Origin of the sequence: Lentzea aerocolonigenes (assembly GCF_000974445.1) — a bacterium.
Taxonomy (GTDB): Bacteria; Actinomycetota; Actinomycetes; order Mycobacteriales; family Pseudonocardiaceae; genus Lentzea; species Lentzea aerocolonigenes.
Genome location: NZ_BBOJ01000010.1, coordinates 217,375 through 234,274, shown reverse-complemented (window position 1 = coordinate 234,274; position 16,900 = coordinate 217,375). Strand labels below are relative to the sequence as shown.

At 65.2% G+C, this 16,900-nt stretch carries 18 protein-coding genes; 10 read left to right on the top strand and 8 right to left on the bottom strand.

The genetic code is table 11. The annotated features are described in order from the left end of the window. Nucleotides 1-62: 62 nt before the first annotated feature. Nucleotides 63-608 carry a hypothetical protein gene (locus AOM45_RS20670; protein ID WP_236703774.1) on the bottom strand — a complete coding sequence of 182 codons (546 nt, stop codon included), beginning with the start codon at nucleotides 606-608 and terminating at the stop codon, nucleotides 63-65. A gap of 238 nt (nucleotides 609-846) precedes the next feature. Then, nucleotides 847-1,491 carry a prepilin peptidase gene (locus AOM45_RS20665; protein ID WP_162185684.1) on the bottom strand — a complete coding sequence of 215 codons (645 nt, stop codon included), beginning with the start codon at nucleotides 1,489-1,491 and terminating at the stop codon, nucleotides 847-849. Nucleotides 1,492-1,817: 326 nt separating this feature from the next. Between AOM45_RS20665 and AOM45_RS20660 the strand changes: the two genes are divergently transcribed. From AOM45_RS20660 to AOM45_RS20650, 3 genes are all read left to right on the top strand, one after another. Beyond that, nucleotides 1,818-4,019 carry a tetratricopeptide repeat protein gene (locus AOM45_RS20660; protein ID WP_030469124.1) on the top strand — a complete coding sequence of 734 codons (2,202 nt, stop codon included), beginning with the start codon at nucleotides 1,818-1,820 and terminating at the stop codon, nucleotides 4,017-4,019. Next, nucleotides 4,020-5,240 carry an FAD-binding protein gene (locus AOM45_RS20655; protein WP_081902274.1) on the top strand — a complete coding sequence of 407 codons (1,221 nt, stop codon included), beginning with the start codon at nucleotides 4,020-4,022 and terminating at the stop codon, nucleotides 5,238-5,240. 107 nt (nucleotides 5,241-5,347) lie between these two features. Next, nucleotides 5,348-5,719 carry a DUF6355 family natural product biosynthesis protein gene (locus tag AOM45_RS20650; protein ID WP_156093963.1) on the top strand — a complete coding sequence of 124 codons (372 nt, stop codon included), beginning with the start codon at nucleotides 5,348-5,350 and terminating at the stop codon, nucleotides 5,717-5,719. Nucleotides 5,720-5,741: 22 nt separating this feature from the next. On the opposite strand, the gene AOM45_RS20645 is transcribed toward AOM45_RS20650, so the two are convergent. Both AOM45_RS20645 and AOM45_RS49680 read right to left on the bottom strand, forming a co-directional pair. Further along, nucleotides 5,742-6,452: a helix-turn-helix domain-containing protein gene (locus AOM45_RS20645; protein ID WP_030469127.1), complete on the bottom strand. Its 711-nt coding sequence runs from the start codon at nucleotides 6,450-6,452 to the stop codon at nucleotides 5,742-5,744. A gap of 3 nt (nucleotides 6,453-6,455) precedes the next feature. Then, nucleotides 6,456-6,713 (bottom strand): HC3 family zinc finger protein, encoded by a 258-nt coding sequence (locus AOM45_RS49680; RefSeq protein ID WP_081902275.1) that lies wholly within the window; start codon nucleotides 6,711-6,713, stop codon nucleotides 6,456-6,458. A 223-nt stretch (nucleotides 6,714-6,936) separates the two neighbouring features. Between AOM45_RS49680 and AOM45_RS20640 the strand changes: the two genes are divergently transcribed. The 4 genes from AOM45_RS20640 (at nucleotide 6,937) to AOM45_RS51010 (ending at nucleotide 10,520) form a co-directional block, all read left to right on the top strand. Continuing rightward, a complete protein-coding gene (locus AOM45_RS20640; protein WP_051783899.1) occupies nucleotides 6,937-8,175 on the top strand; it encodes a helix-turn-helix domain-containing protein in 1,239 nt (412 codons plus the stop codon). Continuing rightward, nucleotides 8,142-8,867 carry a 2'-5' RNA ligase family protein gene (locus AOM45_RS20635; RefSeq protein ID WP_156093964.1) on the top strand — a complete coding sequence of 242 codons (726 nt, stop codon included), beginning with the start codon at nucleotides 8,142-8,144 and terminating at the stop codon, nucleotides 8,865-8,867. The genes AOM45_RS20640 and AOM45_RS20635 overlap by 34 nt, the downstream gene beginning before the upstream one ends. A 262-nt stretch (nucleotides 8,868-9,129) precedes the next feature. After that, on the top strand, nucleotides 9,130-10,077 hold the full coding sequence (locus tag AOM45_RS20630; RefSeq protein ID WP_156093965.1) for a helix-turn-helix domain-containing protein: 948 nt from the start codon (nucleotides 9,130-9,132) through the stop codon (nucleotides 10,075-10,077). Next, nucleotides 10,074-10,520, top strand: coding sequence for a hypothetical protein (locus AOM45_RS51010; RefSeq protein ID WP_156093966.1), 447 nt, complete (start codon nucleotides 10,074-10,076; stop codon nucleotides 10,518-10,520). The genes AOM45_RS20630 and AOM45_RS51010 overlap by 4 nt, the downstream gene beginning before the upstream one ends. Nucleotides 10,521-10,578: 58 nt before the next feature. Here AOM45_RS51010 and AOM45_RS51005 read toward each other — a convergent pair whose 3' ends face one another. The 4 genes from AOM45_RS51005 to AOM45_RS49670 form a co-directional block, all read right to left on the bottom strand. Further along, nucleotides 10,579-12,045, bottom strand: a complete 1,467-nt coding sequence (locus AOM45_RS51005; RefSeq protein WP_156093967.1) for a PPE domain-containing protein — start codon at nucleotides 12,043-12,045, stop codon at nucleotides 10,579-10,581. 36 nt (nucleotides 12,046-12,081) lie between these two features. Beyond that, nucleotides 12,082-12,612, bottom strand: coding sequence for a DUF3558 family protein (locus tag AOM45_RS49675; RefSeq protein ID WP_156093968.1), 531 nt, complete (start codon nucleotides 12,610-12,612; stop codon nucleotides 12,082-12,084). A gap of 16 nt (nucleotides 12,613-12,628) precedes the next feature. Next, the gene (locus tag AOM45_RS20615) at nucleotides 12,629-13,027 is read right to left on the bottom strand and encodes a hypothetical protein (protein WP_030469133.1); all 399 of its coding nucleotides are present in this window, start codon (nucleotides 13,025-13,027) and stop codon (nucleotides 12,629-12,631) included. A gap of 92 nt (nucleotides 13,028-13,119) precedes the next feature. Next, on the bottom strand, nucleotides 13,120-13,899 hold the full coding sequence (locus AOM45_RS49670) for an ESX secretion-associated protein EspG (protein ID WP_162185685.1): 780 nt from the start codon (nucleotides 13,897-13,899) through the stop codon (nucleotides 13,120-13,122). A gap of 247 nt (nucleotides 13,900-14,146) precedes the next feature. Between AOM45_RS49670 and AOM45_RS20600 the strand changes: the two genes are divergently transcribed. The 3 genes from AOM45_RS20600 to AOM45_RS20590 are packed head-to-tail and all read left to right on the top strand — an operon-like array spanning nucleotide 14,147 to nucleotide 16,898. Next, nucleotides 14,147-14,665: a WXG100 family type VII secretion target gene (locus tag AOM45_RS20600; protein ID WP_030469136.1), complete on the top strand. Its 519-nt coding sequence runs from the start codon at nucleotides 14,147-14,149 to the stop codon at nucleotides 14,663-14,665. Then, nucleotides 14,662-15,456, top strand: a complete 795-nt coding sequence (locus AOM45_RS20595; protein WP_156093969.1) for a hypothetical protein — start codon at nucleotides 14,662-14,664, stop codon at nucleotides 15,454-15,456. Before AOM45_RS20600 ends, AOM45_RS20595 begins: the two co-directional genes overlap by 4 nt. Nucleotides 15,457-15,503: 47 nt before the next feature. Then, the gene (locus AOM45_RS20590; protein ID WP_059362628.1) at nucleotides 15,504-16,898 is read left to right on the top strand and encodes a lipase family protein; all 1,395 of its coding nucleotides are present in this window, start codon (nucleotides 15,504-15,506) and stop codon (nucleotides 16,896-16,898) included. Nucleotides 16,899-16,900: the final 2 nt, after the last annotated feature.

Genomic DNA, 16,900 nt, shown 5'->3' with positions numbered 1-16,900 from the left:
GGCAAGTTCACCAACACTGCGCCGAGTCCAGCCACCGTGGCGATGAGTATGCGTCGCATGGCTCAACACGACCCCACGTCGTGCACGCCGTAGTCGGACACCTTCCACGACCCGTCGGCTTGTTTCTCCACGGTGGAGTTGATCAGGTGGCGGCCACCAGGCTTGTCGTCGGCAAGCGCACCGTTGTCCTTGCGATACTTCAGCCAGTTCGTCGAGTCGCCGCAGTCGGTGATGACGATCGTCTTCGGATCATTCGATGGTTCCGCTGTGGCCACGGACGGGTTCAGGATCGGATTGCCTTTGGTGACAAGGCCTCGGTAGTCGTCGCCGTACAAGCTCTGGGAGAGCTTGTCCAAGGCGATGCCCGTTGCGTGCTGGCGCAATCCAGGGGACTGCCAATCCGAGGTCTTGCCAGCGGCGGTGAAGTCGCCCCACATCTGTTTATACGCGGCAAGGGCTTTGTCGCGAGCAACATCGGCGGCCGAGGCCACAGAGGACGGTGTTTGAGTTGGTACGGGCGCATTGGTCGTGGTGGCGACCGGTGTGTCGCACGCGCCGAGCAGGAGCACCGCACCTGCTGCGGCCAAAGCCTTCTTCGTGAGGTTCACCGCGGCCTCCAAACCGGGAACGTGAGCAGTGGTGCCGAGGTGAACCCCGAAGGGGGGATGGGGTCCACCTCGGCCGGCGCGCCCAGGGCGAAGCGGGTGTCTGGGCGCAAGTTGTTGGGGAGTGCGGCGAGTGCGACAGGAGTGCACAACGCGAGCTCATGTTGCGGTGTCGCCCGTGCTCCGTGCGGGATCATGGAAGCTTTCTTCTCTGCGGGTTTGGTGCGTCCGGCGGAGTCCGCTACCTCAGCAGGATCGTGCAGACCGGTGCGAAGATCAGCGCTGGCCCGAAGGGAATCAGCAGCCCGCGCCGATAGACCCCGATCAGGCGCAACACTCCGAAGGTGACTGCGCCGAGCATGAGCGCCAGGCCCAGCCCGATGACCACGTGCCACCAGCTGAACCAGCCGAGGAAGAACGCGACCGTGGCCGCCAGCGTGACGTCCCCGGCACCCCACCCCTGCGGGGACACCAACGCCATCGTTACCGCGACCGCGAAGACCACCGCGAGAGCACAGACGGCCCGCAGCACACGTCCGGCACCGTCGGGCTGGACTAGTGCAGAGAGACCGAGCTGGATCAGGCCACCGCCGAGCAGCGTGCCGACGAGGACCTGGGGAAGCCGGTGACACGCCCAGTCGATCAGCGTGAGCAGCAAGCCCAAGATCACAAGCCACGAGACCGCGCCCGCTGCCGCGGGCCGCCGCTCGGCCACCTCGACCAGCACGACACTCAGCAGCGCACTGGCCGCGAGCATCGCCACCGGGTCGCCTCGGACGGCCAGGCTCCAGGACAGCGGTTCGCGCAGTGCCACACAACTGCCAACAACGGTGACGACTGGGCCCGCAATCGCGCCGAGAAGGCCATAGGTCAGCCAGAGCGACATTGCTCCTCCCATGGCGAGCGCGGAATGCGAATTCGCCTCGGATGATCGACGAAAGTCGTCGTTCGACCGGGTGACTTCCTATGCCTGGTTGCTCGGAATGCGTGACGAAGCAACGAGTGTTCCGCATACCCTCACCTCCTTGGACCTGCTGTTTCCAACCATGTGTAGTCGGTTGAACACGACCAGTGTTGACAGGTTCGAGGGGGAATCGCTAGGGGGTAGCTGTCTTCAGCTGAACAGAAGACACCAGAAGACACCACATCCAAACGACCAGGGGTGGAGAAAGGAATATGGCCGCACAACCAACCAGAACGTTCGGTGAGCAAATGCGACTGCTGCGCGACAAACGCAAAAAGTCGCTGCGCCAGCTCGCCGATGAGTCCATGGTCAGCAGGAGCTACCTCGGCAACCTCGAGCACAACCGCGGCATGCCCAGCCCGGAGATCGCGGCGGCGATCGACGAGGCATTGGGAGCCGATGGCAGCCTCGCCGAACTGGTCGTGCCTATCCCTCGCGCCCGGACGACACGCGACCGGCCGCGCCCAGCACAGCTGCCGGCGGCCGTGCGAGGCTTCGTGCCCCGCCACGACGTACTCGCCGAAGCGCGCGCCGCGCTGGCCGTGCACGCGGGTGTCATCGCCCTTGACGGCTCGGCCGGCGTGGGCAAGACCGCGTTCGCGGTCACTTGGGCACACGAGATCGCCTCGGACTTCCCGGACGGCGTGCTGTTCACCGACCTGCGCGGCTACGCCGCAGGCCCACCTGAAGATCCCGCGGTCGTGCTCGGCGCGTTCCTGTTCTCGCTCGGTGTCACACCATCGGAGATCCCGACTGATCTCAGCGCACGAGCGGCCCTGTACCGCACTCTGCTGGAGGGCACCCGCACCTTGGTGGTGCTGGACAACGCGTTCGACGCCGAGCAGATCCGTCCGCTGCTGCCGGGCTCGGCGACGTCACTCGCGTTGATCACCAGCCGCAACCAGTTGTCCAGCGCGGTCGTGCACGAGGGCGCCGTTCGCCTCACCGTGCCGCCCATGAGCGCCGACGAGGCGCACGAACTGCTTCGGTCGGTGGTCGGCCCGCGGCTCGACGTCGATCCTGCCGCGGCGCGTGTCATCGCCGACCGAGCTGGACGGCTCCCGCTCGCACTGCGCATCGCGGCGGAACGCGCCAACCTCAAGCGCAACACGCCGTTGAGCGCACTGGCCGACGAGCTCACCCGGCGTCAGCCACTCGACGTGTTCGCCGTCGACGACAACCTTGCGGTGCGGACGGTGCTGTCCTACTCCCACGACGGGCTGCCACCCAAGATGGCGGCCACGTTCCGGCTGTTCGGGCTGCACCCCGGCGGGCCCATCCGCATCGAGGCCGCCGCCGCCCTCACCGAGCTCCCGCCGGAATTCGCGCTGGGCTACCTGTCCGCGCTGGCCAGCGTGCATCTGATCGAGCTGACCCCGAAGGACGAGTTCGTGATGCACGACCTCGTCCGCTCCTACGCCCACGAACTCGCCCTCGAGCACAACTCACGCGAGGACAACGTCGCCGCGCTCGAGCGGCTCATCGACTCCTGCCTAAGCACCGGAGCGGCGGCGACACGGCTGCTGTGGCCCTCCCGGCCAAGACGGCCGCTCGACCTGCCGCGCGACAAGTTGACAACGTTGACATTCCGTCGGTCAGCCGATGCCCTCCGCTGGTTCGAAGAGGAGCTGCGGCTGCTCGTCCGGCTGGTGCGGCTCGGCGCGCAATGGGGCATCACCACCGTCGCCTACCTGCCGGTGGTGATCAACGAGATGCTCTTCCATCGCCGCGCCTGGTCCTGGTGGGTCCCAGCGCTCAAGGACGCGCTCGCCATGGCGCTCCAGGGTGGGCACCGCGACGCCGAGGCGTGGATGCTGGAGACGCTGGGTGATGCCGGCATTGACGCGGGCGACGCCGCCTCGTCGATCACGCTGTACCGGGAGGCGATGACCATCCGCGCCGAGTTGGACGATCGCAGCGGTATCGCCGCTTGCCATGTCGGCCTCGGACGGGCTCACTGTCAGCTCGGCGACTACGACAGCGCGATCGAGCAGTGCGAGACCGCCCGTCGGATCAGCGACGACGCCGACGATCAGTGGGAGCACGCTGTCGCTACCGCACACCTTGCGATGGCGCGGGCCGCGCTCGGTGCGATCGCCGAAGCACGGGAGCTGCTCGCACTCGTCCGCAAGACACTCGACGACGGGCAGGACTTTATGTCGTCGGGATGTGCGTCCCTTCTGCTCGCCGGGCTCGGCGAGTCCACCGGCGAGTACGACATCGCGCTACGGCACCTGGGCGACGCCCTCGAAACCTTCAGCCATGTCGGCGATATGTGGAGTCAGGCCCACGTCCACAGCCGTATCGGTGATCTGCAAGCCGACCGCGGCAACCAGCATGCCGCCCACCAGGCGTGGTCGGCCGCCGCCGAGCTACTCAACGGCAACAACGAGCCCACCGCGACACAGCTGCGTCAGCAAGTGATCAACAGCTTGAAGGAGGACCGGTAAGTGCCCCAAGCGTTTGTGGACCTGCCCGAACTGATTGGCACACTCGACCTCGGCGAGGCCACATTGCGTTGGGCCGCCCGCGACTACGGCGGCGTTGTGCACCACCCGCCCACGGCCGTGCTGCGACCCGCCAACGCAGCCGACATCAGCACGGTGATCCGCTACGCCCACAGGCATGGCCTGCAGGTCGTGCCCCGCGGCCAAGGCCACTCGACCAGCGGCCAGGCTCAGACGCCTGGCGGGGTGGTCGTGGACATGAACCAGCTCAACGACATTCACGAAGTCCGGCCCGACCGCGTGATCGTCGACGCCGGTGCACGGTGGAGCGACGTACTGCGCGCGACACTGCCCCACGGCCTGACACCACCGGTCCTCACCGACTACCTCGAACTTTCCGTCGGCGGCACTCTGTCGGTCGGAGGCCTCGGCGGCGCGAGCCACCACCACGGCGCGCAGACCGACAACGTCCTTTGCCTCGACGTCGTTGCGCCCAGCGGTGCCATCGTCTCCTGCGGCCCGGACGACAACCGCGAGGTGTTCGACGCGGTGCGCGCCGGCCGGGGCCGCCACGGCATCATCACCCGCGCTACTCTGCGCCTCGTGCCCGCTCCGAACACCGTGACGTGGCACAAACTCCACTACGACACCGTCGACCACCTCGTCGCCGACCAGCAGCACCTCGTCAACGCGGGGGTCTTCGACTACGTCGAAGGGCAGCTCAAGATCCGCGACGGCCAACGTGTCGCCGAACTGGAAGCGGTCACGTTCACCGGAGTCTCTGTCGGACACGGCCGCCTCGACGGCCTCGCGTTCCGTGACGTCGATTCCCGGACCACAAGTTTCTGGGACTTCGTCAACCGCCTCGCCGACGGCGAGCCTCTGCTCCGCGACGTCGGCTTGTGGGACTCACCGCACCCGTGGTGCAACATGCTCCTGCCCAGCAACGCTGCAGTCGACCTGCTCCGCCACATCGAGGGCGAACTCGGCGCCGACTTGTACAGCGACTTCGGCCTCGTCCTGGCCTACCCGTTGCGCACCGACCGCATCAGCACACCACGCCTCTCCCGGCCAGACGACGAGATCGTCTTCCTTGTCGCCGCACTTCGCTACGCACCAGCGGACGCGCCCCAGGTCGTAGCGGCGATGCAAGCGGCGAACGATGTGCTCGTCGCCAAGGTTCTCCAGGCGGGCGGGCGGCTCTATCTCGAACCTCTGCCGTAGACCGTCTTCTGTCTCGTGCTCAGCGCGATACAGAAGACACCTTGTCCGTCCGCTGTGGACTCTCCGAAACTGGAGTACACCAACCACTTCAGTGGAGGAGACGGCTCATGAAGGCAAATTTCGCACGTGCGCTCAGCGCGGCAGGCATGCTCCTCGCCGCGACAGCGGTCGGCACGGTCGACACAAGTGACGACGCGTCAGCTTCGGTCATGCCCCGCTACTGCGGCTTCTACGAGATCAGCCCGCCACGAGGCGAGCTGACCGGCTACTACTACCACTGCGGCGACAACTTCATCCTCATCAAGTTCCACTGGGACCAGGGCAGTACCGGCACGTCCTGCGTCCCGCCGTGGGGCCAGACGCCCTTCTTCAAGGATGGGCAGTACAAGGTCGTGAACGCCTACTACGTCACCACGCCACCGAATCTCACCGGTCCGCCTGGAAACCAGTGGTGCTCAATCGGTCAGCCACGAGCCTGAACAGCCACACGATGCGTTGTGACTACTTGTGTTGGTGCGGCTTCGTCCGCGCCAGCTCACGGAACCGCCGCTCTGCGAACTTGTGCGTGAGCACCGCGCGAAACGTCGGCTCGGCGATCTTCAAGGCCTGAACCTGTTTGTCAGGCTTGGAGTGGCACGCTGCACGCACGAGCAGGTCGACCGGATCGACCGTGTACAGGAGCGCGAGTTCGGCCAGCACGATCAGTGTCGGCAGCGCATGGCCGTTTTCCACTTGGGACAGTCTTGGGCCTGACACAGATGGAACCTCCGTGGCGACCTCGGCTTGACTCCACCCGAATGCGATTCGGGCATCACGCAGAGCCTTGCCGAGCGCCACGGGGTATGGCTGTTGCGTGGAGAAGTCACCCAAGGCGCGGTCGATGTCGAGCCCGCGTTCACCGGCCAACTCTCTGAAGTCGCCGTCGTCGGCTTGTTGCAGACGTGCACGCGCGCAAAGGACTCGTTCCTGCGTCAGCCAGAAGTGGTCCTCAGCAGGGAACACTTCCAGATCTGTGCGTCGGCTCAGCACGCCCGCCTTGGCGAACCGGCGCAGCTGGTTGAGCACATCGGAGTCGGCGAGCTGAGTCAACTCCAGGAGCCGTGCCACTGTGTGCTCGGTGCCGACGCGTTCCAGGAACGTTGCGAGGACGATGCCACCCTTGCGTTTCCACGACAGGCGGTTGTCCTTCGCAACCCTGTCAGCGATCCTCATGGTTCACCGACGAGCGGACAGTGTCGTCATGGCTGCGGATCCGCTCCCGCGTCGGGGCCACGGCAGGATCTGCTCGTGTGCCCTCCAAGCCAGATCGCACTCGTGGCAGGTCGGCCAGCATCGCGCGTCATCTGGCCACGTGTCCGACTGTGCCGTAACTTCGAGATGGCACAAGGTCTGGCCCACGTGGTTGATAGCGAGCTCTCGAGGTATTGCGTGCCGAGCGCCGTCGTGGGGTTGCCATTTGTAGCAGCGGCTCATGCCAGATCACCTTCGTTACGTCGTTGACGGTCGCGATCCAGCGAAAACCGATCTCGATGAACGAACCACGTCGTTGATTCCGTGCCGATGTGCCATGTATGCCGCATCCAGGCCCGTTGAGCAGCAAAAACGCACTGATGGCCCGATCGGGTGAAAATGAAGAGTCTTTGACGGAACCGCAGTTCTTCAGGCGGTCGCCTATAGGATCGACGCAGGAAATTGAATGGGAGCCGGGGAGGCGGATGTGGCGCAACGGCACGACCTCGTGAACCTGCGCAAGGCTGCGGGTTTCACGCAGGAGTCGTTGGCTGCGGAGGTAGGAGCCGATCGCAGCGCGGTGTGGCGCTGGGAGAGCGGTCGCTCGGTGCCGGAACCACTCACTCAACCGCGTCTGGCGCGGGCTCTCGGTGTCACCAACCGGGAACTTGCCGCCGTCCTTACCCGCTCAGATGCGGCGGACGAGGTTCCGGCAGCCTTGGCGCACGGGATTTCCGTGCCGCCGGCTCATCCGACTGCCGGACTGATCGACGTGCTTGGTCCGAGCCAGACTCTGGCCACAGCCAGCACCTACACCAAGGGCATCATCGCTCGGTACGAGCAGGAGGGACCGCAACGCCTCGCCCCGGAATTGTCGAGTCTTCGTCGGCTCAGCCAGCAACTCGGGGCGCGTGTGTCGACAGATGCCGACCGAACGGCTCTGACCCGGTTGAGTGCTCAGCAGGCCGCGCTGCTGGCGTACATGTCCGTCAACCTCAGCAAGTTCAGCGACGCCGAAGACTTCGCGCTTGAAGCTGCGTTGCTCGCAACCGCACTGAACGACAACGCCATGCTGGCGTGGGTCAGAGGCACTCAGAGCTTCGCGGCCTACTACCGCAAACGCTACAAGGAGGCTCTTGATCTGGCTGAAGCCGGTGTGGAGCTTGCTGGTCAGGGACGGCAGCGCATCCGACTGTTGTCGAACGGTGTGGCTCGGGCCGCTGGCAAGCTCGGAGACCGGAAGACAGTCCAACGAGCCTTGGGCGACGCTTTCGACACCGTTGAACGTGCGGACGGCCCGGTCGGCATGACGTCGTGCATCGACCTTGAGCCGTACGGCTGGGCGCGCACCGCGGCCAACGCCGCAACAGCGTGCCTCGCCATCGGGGACTACGCGCAGGTGCTGAAGTTGACCAAGGAGCTGGAGCCCGTTGTCGAGGCTTCGGACTCCGACTGGAGCCGTTCGCTCATCAAGCTGGACGAGGCAACGGCCCTGACCATGCCCGCCCGTGCCGATCTCGAGCACGCGGCCGTCGTGGGTATGGAGGCGCTTGAGTTTTCGGCCTCGAAGCCGATCGCCTCTGTTGCGATGCGGGCCAAGGAGCTTGCAGGCAGTCTCCGACAACGAGGATCTGCACAGACTGGATCGACTCTCCTTGAAGCAGTGTGTGAGTGGCAGAAGCCGATGAAGGCGGTCGGTCGGTGACGTTCCCGCTGGACTTGCCGGCCGATTTGGAGAACGCAGAGGTACTGCGGGCGCACGACTGGCAGGCGTTCTCCCAGGTTGACTTCATGCAAAACCATTGGGATCGACCGGGTTGGGTTGAAGGGCGCCGGTCGTATCACTGGATGCTGTCCTTTCACGAAGACCTGGTTGTACAGGACCTGGCCAGTCGGTGTCAGGCCGAGCTGGTCCGGCCTGACTTTGATCCCGTGCCACTGGACGCACTACACCTCACCATCGGGCGCGTGGCCTTCGCTGACGAGACGGCACAGGACACTGTGGACCGTCTCGTGGAGATCGCCAAGGTGAAGTGCAAGAAGTTGGCGCCGTTTGGCCTCGAGGTTGGTCCCCTGGCTGGTTCGCGTGGCGCTATCCGGTTCACGGTCGCACCATGGCTGCCCTTGCTGGAGCTGCATCGCACGTTGGCGGAGGCAACTGCGGACGTGTTCGATGACATGGATCGCATGCAGACGCCGAACTTTCGGCCGCACGTGAGCATCGCGTACTGCAACCAGACCGTACCGGTTTCTAGTCTGCTGCCGCTGGTGGGCCGGCTGCGGGCACTCAGCCCCGTGTCGACTTCCGTCGTGGCTGCCTCACTTGTGGAGCTGCGCCGCGAAGAGCGGGCGTACCGATACGAGGAGATGGCGAGACTGGACTTGGCTGGCTACTGAAGGATTTGCTGGCCCGCAACGGTTTTGTCTGATCTGCTGGGGATCTGATCCCAACCGGTGAGGTCGACTGCTTGGAGCACGAAGCTGCACCCAATCGGGTTACTGTGGCTTTCTGTGGACGTTCCTGCAGTTGACGTGGTCTGGGTGCGACATCTGTGTCACATCGCTACGGCAAGTGTGAGCTGGTGTGGACAGTGCTGGAGAGGTTTGCTGTGGTCCACCTGGGTGCGACAAATCTCCAGCTGATGCAGGGAATTCCGCAATGCCAAAGAAATTCTCCACGGCGAGAGGCCGCGAATTCGGTGATGGACTGCGAGCAGCCGTGTCAAGCGCGGGACTCTCCTCGCGTGCAGCGGCCGAGCTGCTGGACTGCGACGAGGCCAAGCTCTCCAGCCTGTTGAACGGCAAGGGTGGCTTCACTGAGGTCGAGCTTGCCGTCCTGCTCGGCATCTGCCGCACGATTGCTGCTGAACGTGACCATCTCCTGGCGCTCTTTCCCAAGACGCACGTCAAAGGTTGGTGGCAGCAGTACGGAGCAATTGCTCCCGTCCGCATCCGTACGTTCGTCGAAAACCTGTTGGCGGCCAAGACGCTGATCGGCTGGCAGCCGCACGTGGTGCCGGACCTCCTCCAGACGGTCGCCTACAGGCGTGCGGTGATCATTGCCTCCCCCAACGCACCTGCTGGGGAACTGCAGGAGCGTGAGAAGGCAGGGCTGGAAATGCAACATGCCGTCATGCACCGGGACCGGCAGAGCACCTTCTTCATCCATGAACTCGCGTTGCACCTGCCGGTCGGTGGTCACGATGTCCACACCGAGCAGGTTCACCACCTGTTGCGCATGTCGGTGCGTTCGAACATCACCATCCGGATCCTGCCCACGGCGGCGGGAGCTCACGCGGGCATACGTGGGCCGTTCACCCAACTGCTTTCCGCCAAGTACGAGCCGTTGGTGTATCTGCTGAACGAGAACTCCGCCCTCTTCATCGAGGAGAAGGCGGAGGTCAAGGGCTACGACGCGATCGTCCGCTCTCTCGACCAGAACAGCCTGGACGCTGAACAGTCGAAGGCCGTGATCACTCGTCTTGGGGAGGCCCTGTCAGCCAGCGGGTGTGCGAATGAAGCACACAAGCTGCTTCTCTGCCGTGACCTTGAGGTGCCTCTTGTACCACTGGACGAATCGGCTCCTGTGCAAGGCGAATCCTCATGACCCGGTTGGGAATCGGCGGACTCGAAGGACCGCAGACAGAGGTCGAATCGGCTGCACAGTCCTATCAGGACGATCTCGGTTGGATGGTTGGTGTGTACGGCTCGGGCGTCTGGCTAATCGCTGGACGTGAAGTCGAGGCCCTTGACATGCCAAGGGAACTCGCCACTCGTGCATGGAACCTGTTGGGTCAGTCGGTTCCGGTCTTCGAGTCGTCCGACGAACACGGGGTCCGTTGGGCCTTCATCACAAAGGTCCACGTTGGGCCGACGCTCCCCGAGCTGGCTGTGCGAGGCGTCGACCACATCCGGTCTGGTCGTTCGATTGATCTGCCGCCCAGCAAGTACGGACAGCACCACCTGCGCTGGATCACCTCACCGCTCACAGCCACGACACCTAGGTTCGCAGTCGTGGCTGACGCCGTTCTTCAAGCGCTGCGTGGCTGACCAGGACACGAGTCTCGGCCACTCGCGGACGCAACGTTGCGGCCGGCAGACGACGGACCTATTGGTCGCTCCAGTCACCGATCACCGGCGGTGCAACCATTTCGTCGTTGCCGAAGGTCTCGTCCGGGTCCGGTTCCAGCAGATACGACGGCGTAGTCCGTTCGAGATCCTCTTCACCCTTGCCCTTCGCACCGCCGGCTCCCATTGCACCCATCGCGCCAGCAGATGCTCCGCCACGACCACTTGCTGAGCCACCGGTACCCGCGCCACCACGGCCTGTCGTGCCCTCACCGGACAGCACACCGGAGGACCCACCTGGACTAAATCCTTTTGCCGCATTGGGATTGCCGACACCGGTACCGCCGGGCATACGTCCGCCGCCCACACCCGTACCAGTACTACCCCGGCCAGTGCCCGTACCACCAGGCCCACTGGTCCGACCGGCGCCCTTGTCACCCGGCACAGGACCAGGCAGGGATCCTTGGTTAAGACCTCCGCCGCGGTTGGTGTTGCTGTCGCCGACCTGATTGCCGCCCAGTCCAAGGTGGTTCTGGCCGCCACCCAGGCCGCTGGTGTTTGTGGTGTTTCCACTGGTGTTGGTGACTGGCGGCGCGGTCCACGCCGGATTGGTCGTGTCGCCAACCTGCTGTGGTGGCGTACGTACACGGCCATCCGAGTCGCCGATACCGATCGGAGGCCGCGGCTGGGGCTCGGGTTGCGGCTGGGGCTGCGGCTGTGGCGCCGGAGGAGCCGGCGCGAACGCAGGTTGCGCGGCCGCGGTCTGCGTCACCGTGCGGTCGTAGGTTTCCACCGCTCGCGCCGCGTCCTCGTGCTGCTGCTTCTGCTCCTGGAACGAGGCCATGTCGGCCGCAACTTGTTGGGAGAGCAGGATCGGGTCGGTAATGGCCATCCGCCTGGCGTTCGCCGCCGCGGGGTCATACGGCACTGCCGGTGGCGGCGGCACCGTGGACTTCGCGGTGCTCAACGCCCGCGACTGCTGCGTGATCAACGTGCCCGCGAGCTGGGCCGCCGTCCCGGCCTCGGAGGCCTTGTTGCCCAGACCAGCGACCGCATTGCGGGCTTGGTCGGCGGCTTTGCCACTCCAGTCGACCTCGCTGCTACCGATCGCGCTGGCGATCCGATCCTGGAACGCGGTGAGCTTGTTGCCGATCTGGGTGTAGGTGTCGCCAGCCGCGCCCACCGTGCCGGGATCGACGCCGTTGTTGACCATCTCGTGCAGTTGCTGGTGCGGAATCCCGAGGTAGTGCACGCCAGGCGCGGCCGGGGCTTGACGGATCGACACGCCCTGGTTGCGCAGGTTCACGGCCTGCCCATCCAGCAAATCGTCCACCTGGCCATTACCCTGCAGGGCGGCCATCAGGGGGCCGATGAGTGGCCCGTGCGTCGCATCGTTCAGCGCAGCGACCTGTTCATGGATCTGATGAACGGTCTGTGCTTCGCCGTGACGCTGCAGCCCATACCGCGAATAGACGTCGCCGGACTGACCGCGTGGCCCCTCGTTCATCCCCTGCACCCTTCAATCACAGTCAGGACAAGCGCCTCACGGCAACTTGGGATCAACCAATTCAGCGAGCTTCAACGCCACCGGGCACGAGTCCTCATTCGGTCGTCCGAGCGCTGAAACATCAACTCGCGACGACGATGAGACGTCGAGGGCGATGATGCAGACGCCGGATCCGTCGCCGCTGACCTTCTTTGCTTTGCGGCTTCCCACGGTCAGATCAGCGATTTGGCCACCGTCGGGCTTTACCTCCGCCAATCCGAGGTTCGCGCGGACGCTCACATCGAAGTTGCCTTCACCTGGTTTGCGCCACTTGCACACGTCTGCGGTTCCGACCTTCTCCCGCTTCGGCGTTCCAGAGGCACCCAGTTCGGATGCTTCGCTGCTAGTCAGCAGACTGCAGGGGTCGGTCTCCGCCAGCGAGGTGGTGTCCTTGCCAGCACTGGTGGACGTCGTTGTGGTCGTCTCAGTCGCAGGACGGGGCGTTCCGGTCGACGGTCCGCCCGAACACGCGCTGAGAGTCACCGCAGCGCCTACCGCCAGGGTGATCATGGCAATGCGAGATGTCACTGCATTCCTTCAGTCTTCACGCGGCGGGTCCGCCGGCCTTCTTGATGCCCTGCTGGCTGCTCTCGTCCGTCGACTCGTAGGCGGCCATGGCCTTCTCGACTTCGGTCCTGAACTCGAGGGCTTCCTCACGCAGCTTCGTCAGCACCGGAATCAGGCCCTGGTGCTGATCAGTCGCGACCGTCGCCTGGTACGGCTTGTAGACCTGAGCTGCCGGAGTTGTCCCGAGTGGCAGCTCCTGGCCCAGGCGCCTCGCATCAGCCAAGTGCTCGCCGAGTTCGTCGTAGAGATCTGTTGCCGCACTGATCAGCGCCTGACCTCCGGATTCATTGATGGCCCAGCCGCCGGCCGCGCCTGCGGCCTTCAGGCTGTTCAGCGCGTCGCCAAAGCCTGTCGCGCTCGACCAGAAGTCAGTCACGACTGCCCCTCCCTGACAGGTGTCCCAACGTTAGCAAGTGGTTGCTCACCGTGTCCGGTGATTCCGGCGCGTAGCCGACGGTGTCAGTTCTTTCACGCCACCGACCTCACAATGTGCGTCAGATGCCGGTCGAGTGCGGCGAGGTCGGCGGGCGTGTAGGTCGCCTGAAGCCGTCCGTCGCGATCGGTGGTGTTCAGGATGGCGTAGCGGCCTGCTTGGGTGTCCAGCCAGTTCATCGCGATCGGAGTGCTCTGTCGGCTGTTGCGCCCGCGGACAGTGACGAGGAAGTCGCCACCGCCCAGCCGTGGGTGGCGCAGGATGTCCTCGGCTGCCGCACGTTGTGCGGCGGGCGAATGCCCTACGGCTCGCACGGTCGAGGTGAACGTGAACTCGGAGAAGTCCTCCTCGACCCGGCGCCGCGCGGCCGGTGCGGCTTTGGCGGTCACGGTGACCGAGGTGCCCGGTCCTGCGGACTGAGGTGGCAACAGCCCGACGAGCCTGCGGATGACCGAATCAGGCTGTGTCAGTTCGAACCGCAGCGCCGCTCCCTGCTGAACTGCCAGCACGCCAGCATGATCATCGATCACTGCGAGGGCGAGATCCTGCTCCTGACCGGTGACACCGCGCATGGCGATGGCTACCCGTCCACGCGCGTACACGCTCAGCACCTGCACAAGCTCGGAGGCAAAATCATTCCCGCGGATCAGCCCTCGTGCGGTCAGGCCATCCTGCGCTGCCTGCCCCAACCTCAGCCGCTCCTCTGCTTCGACAGCGAAGTGCGGAATCGAGAATGGAAACTGCCGGACATCGAGCCTAAGTGCCACTCCCAGCACGTCGAGTTCGACGAACGAGCAGACGATCTCCCCTGACACGTGGATCTTCCCTCCCCGAACACCGCTCCCACGGTGCGTGACCGGCGGTCATACTGCCAGTCGACCTGTGCTCTACGGAGCGTTACAGGACGAGTTGCCCTATTTGAGGGGTTGATCACTACGGTCCGTGAGTAGATCGCGTGCGGCGTTGGCATCGGGGATAGGTAGAAGCACGCAATTCCGGGTGAAGGGCGTGCACATCCACCACCTGTCATGATTCGCTCGCTGTGAGTGAGGGGTGGAGGGCATGTACGGGAACCCGGACGAGCTGGATCGGATCGCGGGCGAGATCGAGAAACGCGCTGATGGTGTGCGGGATCGTGCCAAGAAGCTCGACGACGACGCGCGGAAGATGGAGTGGCATTCGGTCGCGGCCGAGCGCTGCCGGGAGACAGTCGGCGGGGACAAACGGCAGCTGGAGAAGGCTGCGGACGGGTTGACCGAGGCTGCCGCGCTGCTGCGGCGGCACGCGCAGGAAGTCCGTGAGTTGATCGCGATGATCAAGCGGATCTCTGAGGCCGTGGTCGGCTGGTTCACCAGTGCGATTGACAGGTTCAACCGTGCGGTCGACGCGTTCAACCAGGCCGCTCGGGATTTCGCAAACGGTGTCGCGGACGCGCTGGGGTTTGGAGGTGGTCAGCCGCCGCAGCCTCCCCAGCCGCCGTGGACGGGGTGGAAGTGGGGGCCGGACAACCTGCCGCCGGCAGGCGACAAGGCGTGGCTCGAGGCTGGCGAGTACCTGCGTGGACAGGGGGTGCCCGCGTGACCCCGGCACCGCATCGGCTCGTGCTGACCGCGGGCGAGCTCGCGTATCTAGTCGAGCGCACAGGCGTCGAATTGCCACCCGCTTGGATGCCGTCCGCAGACATCGGCCCTGCCGAGGCGGGGCTGATCAAGAAGCGGGTGGTCGACGGAGTGGGCGGCGAGGTGCATCGGTCGGTGATCAAGAACTTGGAGATCTTGACGTTGCCGATGGTCATGCTGGACACGGTCGCGGAGATCGACGGCGAGGGGCTGCACAGCATGCACGCGATCTCCGGCCCGTTGGGCGCGTCGCTGTTCGAGCTTGGCGACGGCGCGGTGGAGATGTCGATGTTCGCCTCGGCGGATCTGGGCAAGGAACTGATCCGGGCCGTTCCACCCGAGAGTCAGGACACCAACGCTGGGATCGAGTCACGCTTGGGCGGAGGAGGACCAGAACAGACCCCGTTGCGTGGCCGCCTGCCGCTGGCGGCGTTGCAGGAGATGGGCGCCGCCCGGCTGTTCCGCGATGTCGACCCCGGCGGTCCGGCCGCCGTGGTGGCGAGGTTGAACTTGTTCGGCGGGGAGGCGGCACTCGCTCAGCAGGTGGCGGCCGAGACAGATGGGGCGTTGCGGTGTCTCGTCATCGGCCGTAACGGGATGACGTCTCAGGTCAGCTGGGTGCACACCGACGGTGGCTGGAGCGGCCTCGAACCGGAGCCGGACGGCTCCGGGCGTCGGATGGTGCGGCTGCAACCGGCTGCTCGTGAGGATCTGGGCACGTGGATCGCCCCGGCAGTGGCAGGAGCTCTGTAATGCCCGACAACGTCGCGGTACCCGATAAGTCGGTAGATCGCAGCAACGTGGGGATCGCCCCTGTCGCCGACATCCAAGTCAGCGGCGGCGCCGACGGGTTCCGCGCCAAGGGCGAGGATCTCGTGGCGATGAGCGCCCTCACCGATGAGGTTGCCGGTGACACGCTGAAGACCGCCGTGGCCGGCCACAAGTTCCTCGCTGAGCCTGACGTACTTGCATCGGCTCTGCTGAATCCGTCCGGGGTGGCGAAGTTCGAGGCGGCCATGGCCATGGCGCTCGACGGACCGACCGGTCTCACCGCCACGTCCGCAGCCATCGGCCTGCGCGGCGATGCCCTTCGCGCCACGAAATTGGCCTACGAGGCCGCGGACGAGCTCGCCGCCCGAGGCCTCGATGCCTCGCGCTGGATGGCAGGTCTGGCGGTCGCTTCGGTACCAGGCGGCACTGTCGTGGCCGCGCTGGGGTCAGGCACCGCGATCGCCGCGGACGTCTACGCCAACTACGACGGTGACTGGCAGAAGTGGCTGGTCGACCACCCTGGCATGGTCGACACCCTGATCGGCATGTCGCCCGGCATGCTGTCCTCGCTCGGCGTACCCGTTGATCTGGCCACCACGTTGGATTTGCTGGCCGCCACCTACGCGGACGGCACGGCGGATCTCGATCCTGTCGCGAGTCACCCCAACACAGCACCGCACAATCTGCACGACATCTTGCTGGGTCTGGACGAGCGCAACAGACCAAGAAACGGGGAACCGAGCAACATCGACGTCAGGGTCGTCAAGGACGCCAACGACAAGCCGATCGGCTACATCGTCGACATCCCAGGCACTAAGGACTGGAACGCGCCATGGGATCCCAAGAGCGCCAACGACTCCGGTGTCAACATCGACGCGATGGCAGGCAACAGAACCGTTCTGCAGCAAGGCATCGAGAAGGCGCTACACGAGGCCGGCGCGCAGGGAACCGGTGTCCCGGTGATGCTCGTCGGTCACAGCCAGGGCGGCATCGTCGCCGCCCAGTCCACCAACGACCTCATCTCGGGCGGGTACAACGTGACGCACGTGGTCACCGCCGGATCCCCGGTCGGGCGGATCGACATCCCCGGCAACGTGCAGATGCTGTCGCTGGAGAACAAGGGCGACATCGTGCCGCACCTCGACGCCGGCGACAATCCGAACACCGCGAACCGCACGACAGTCACCTTCGAGAACCAGACCGGTTCGGTGGGTGGTAATCACGACATCGGCGGCTACCGGTACGACGAGCAGAACCCGAACAAGCCACGTGTCGACCAGAACTACGTCGCGGTCGCAGGACAACTCGACCAGAGCTCGGACCCGTCGGTCCGGAGGTTCCTCGACAGCGCGGAGGTGTTCACCCAGGGCGGGCCGAAGTCCACGACGCTGACCTATCACGTGAAGCGGGAGGGAGTGAATTGAAC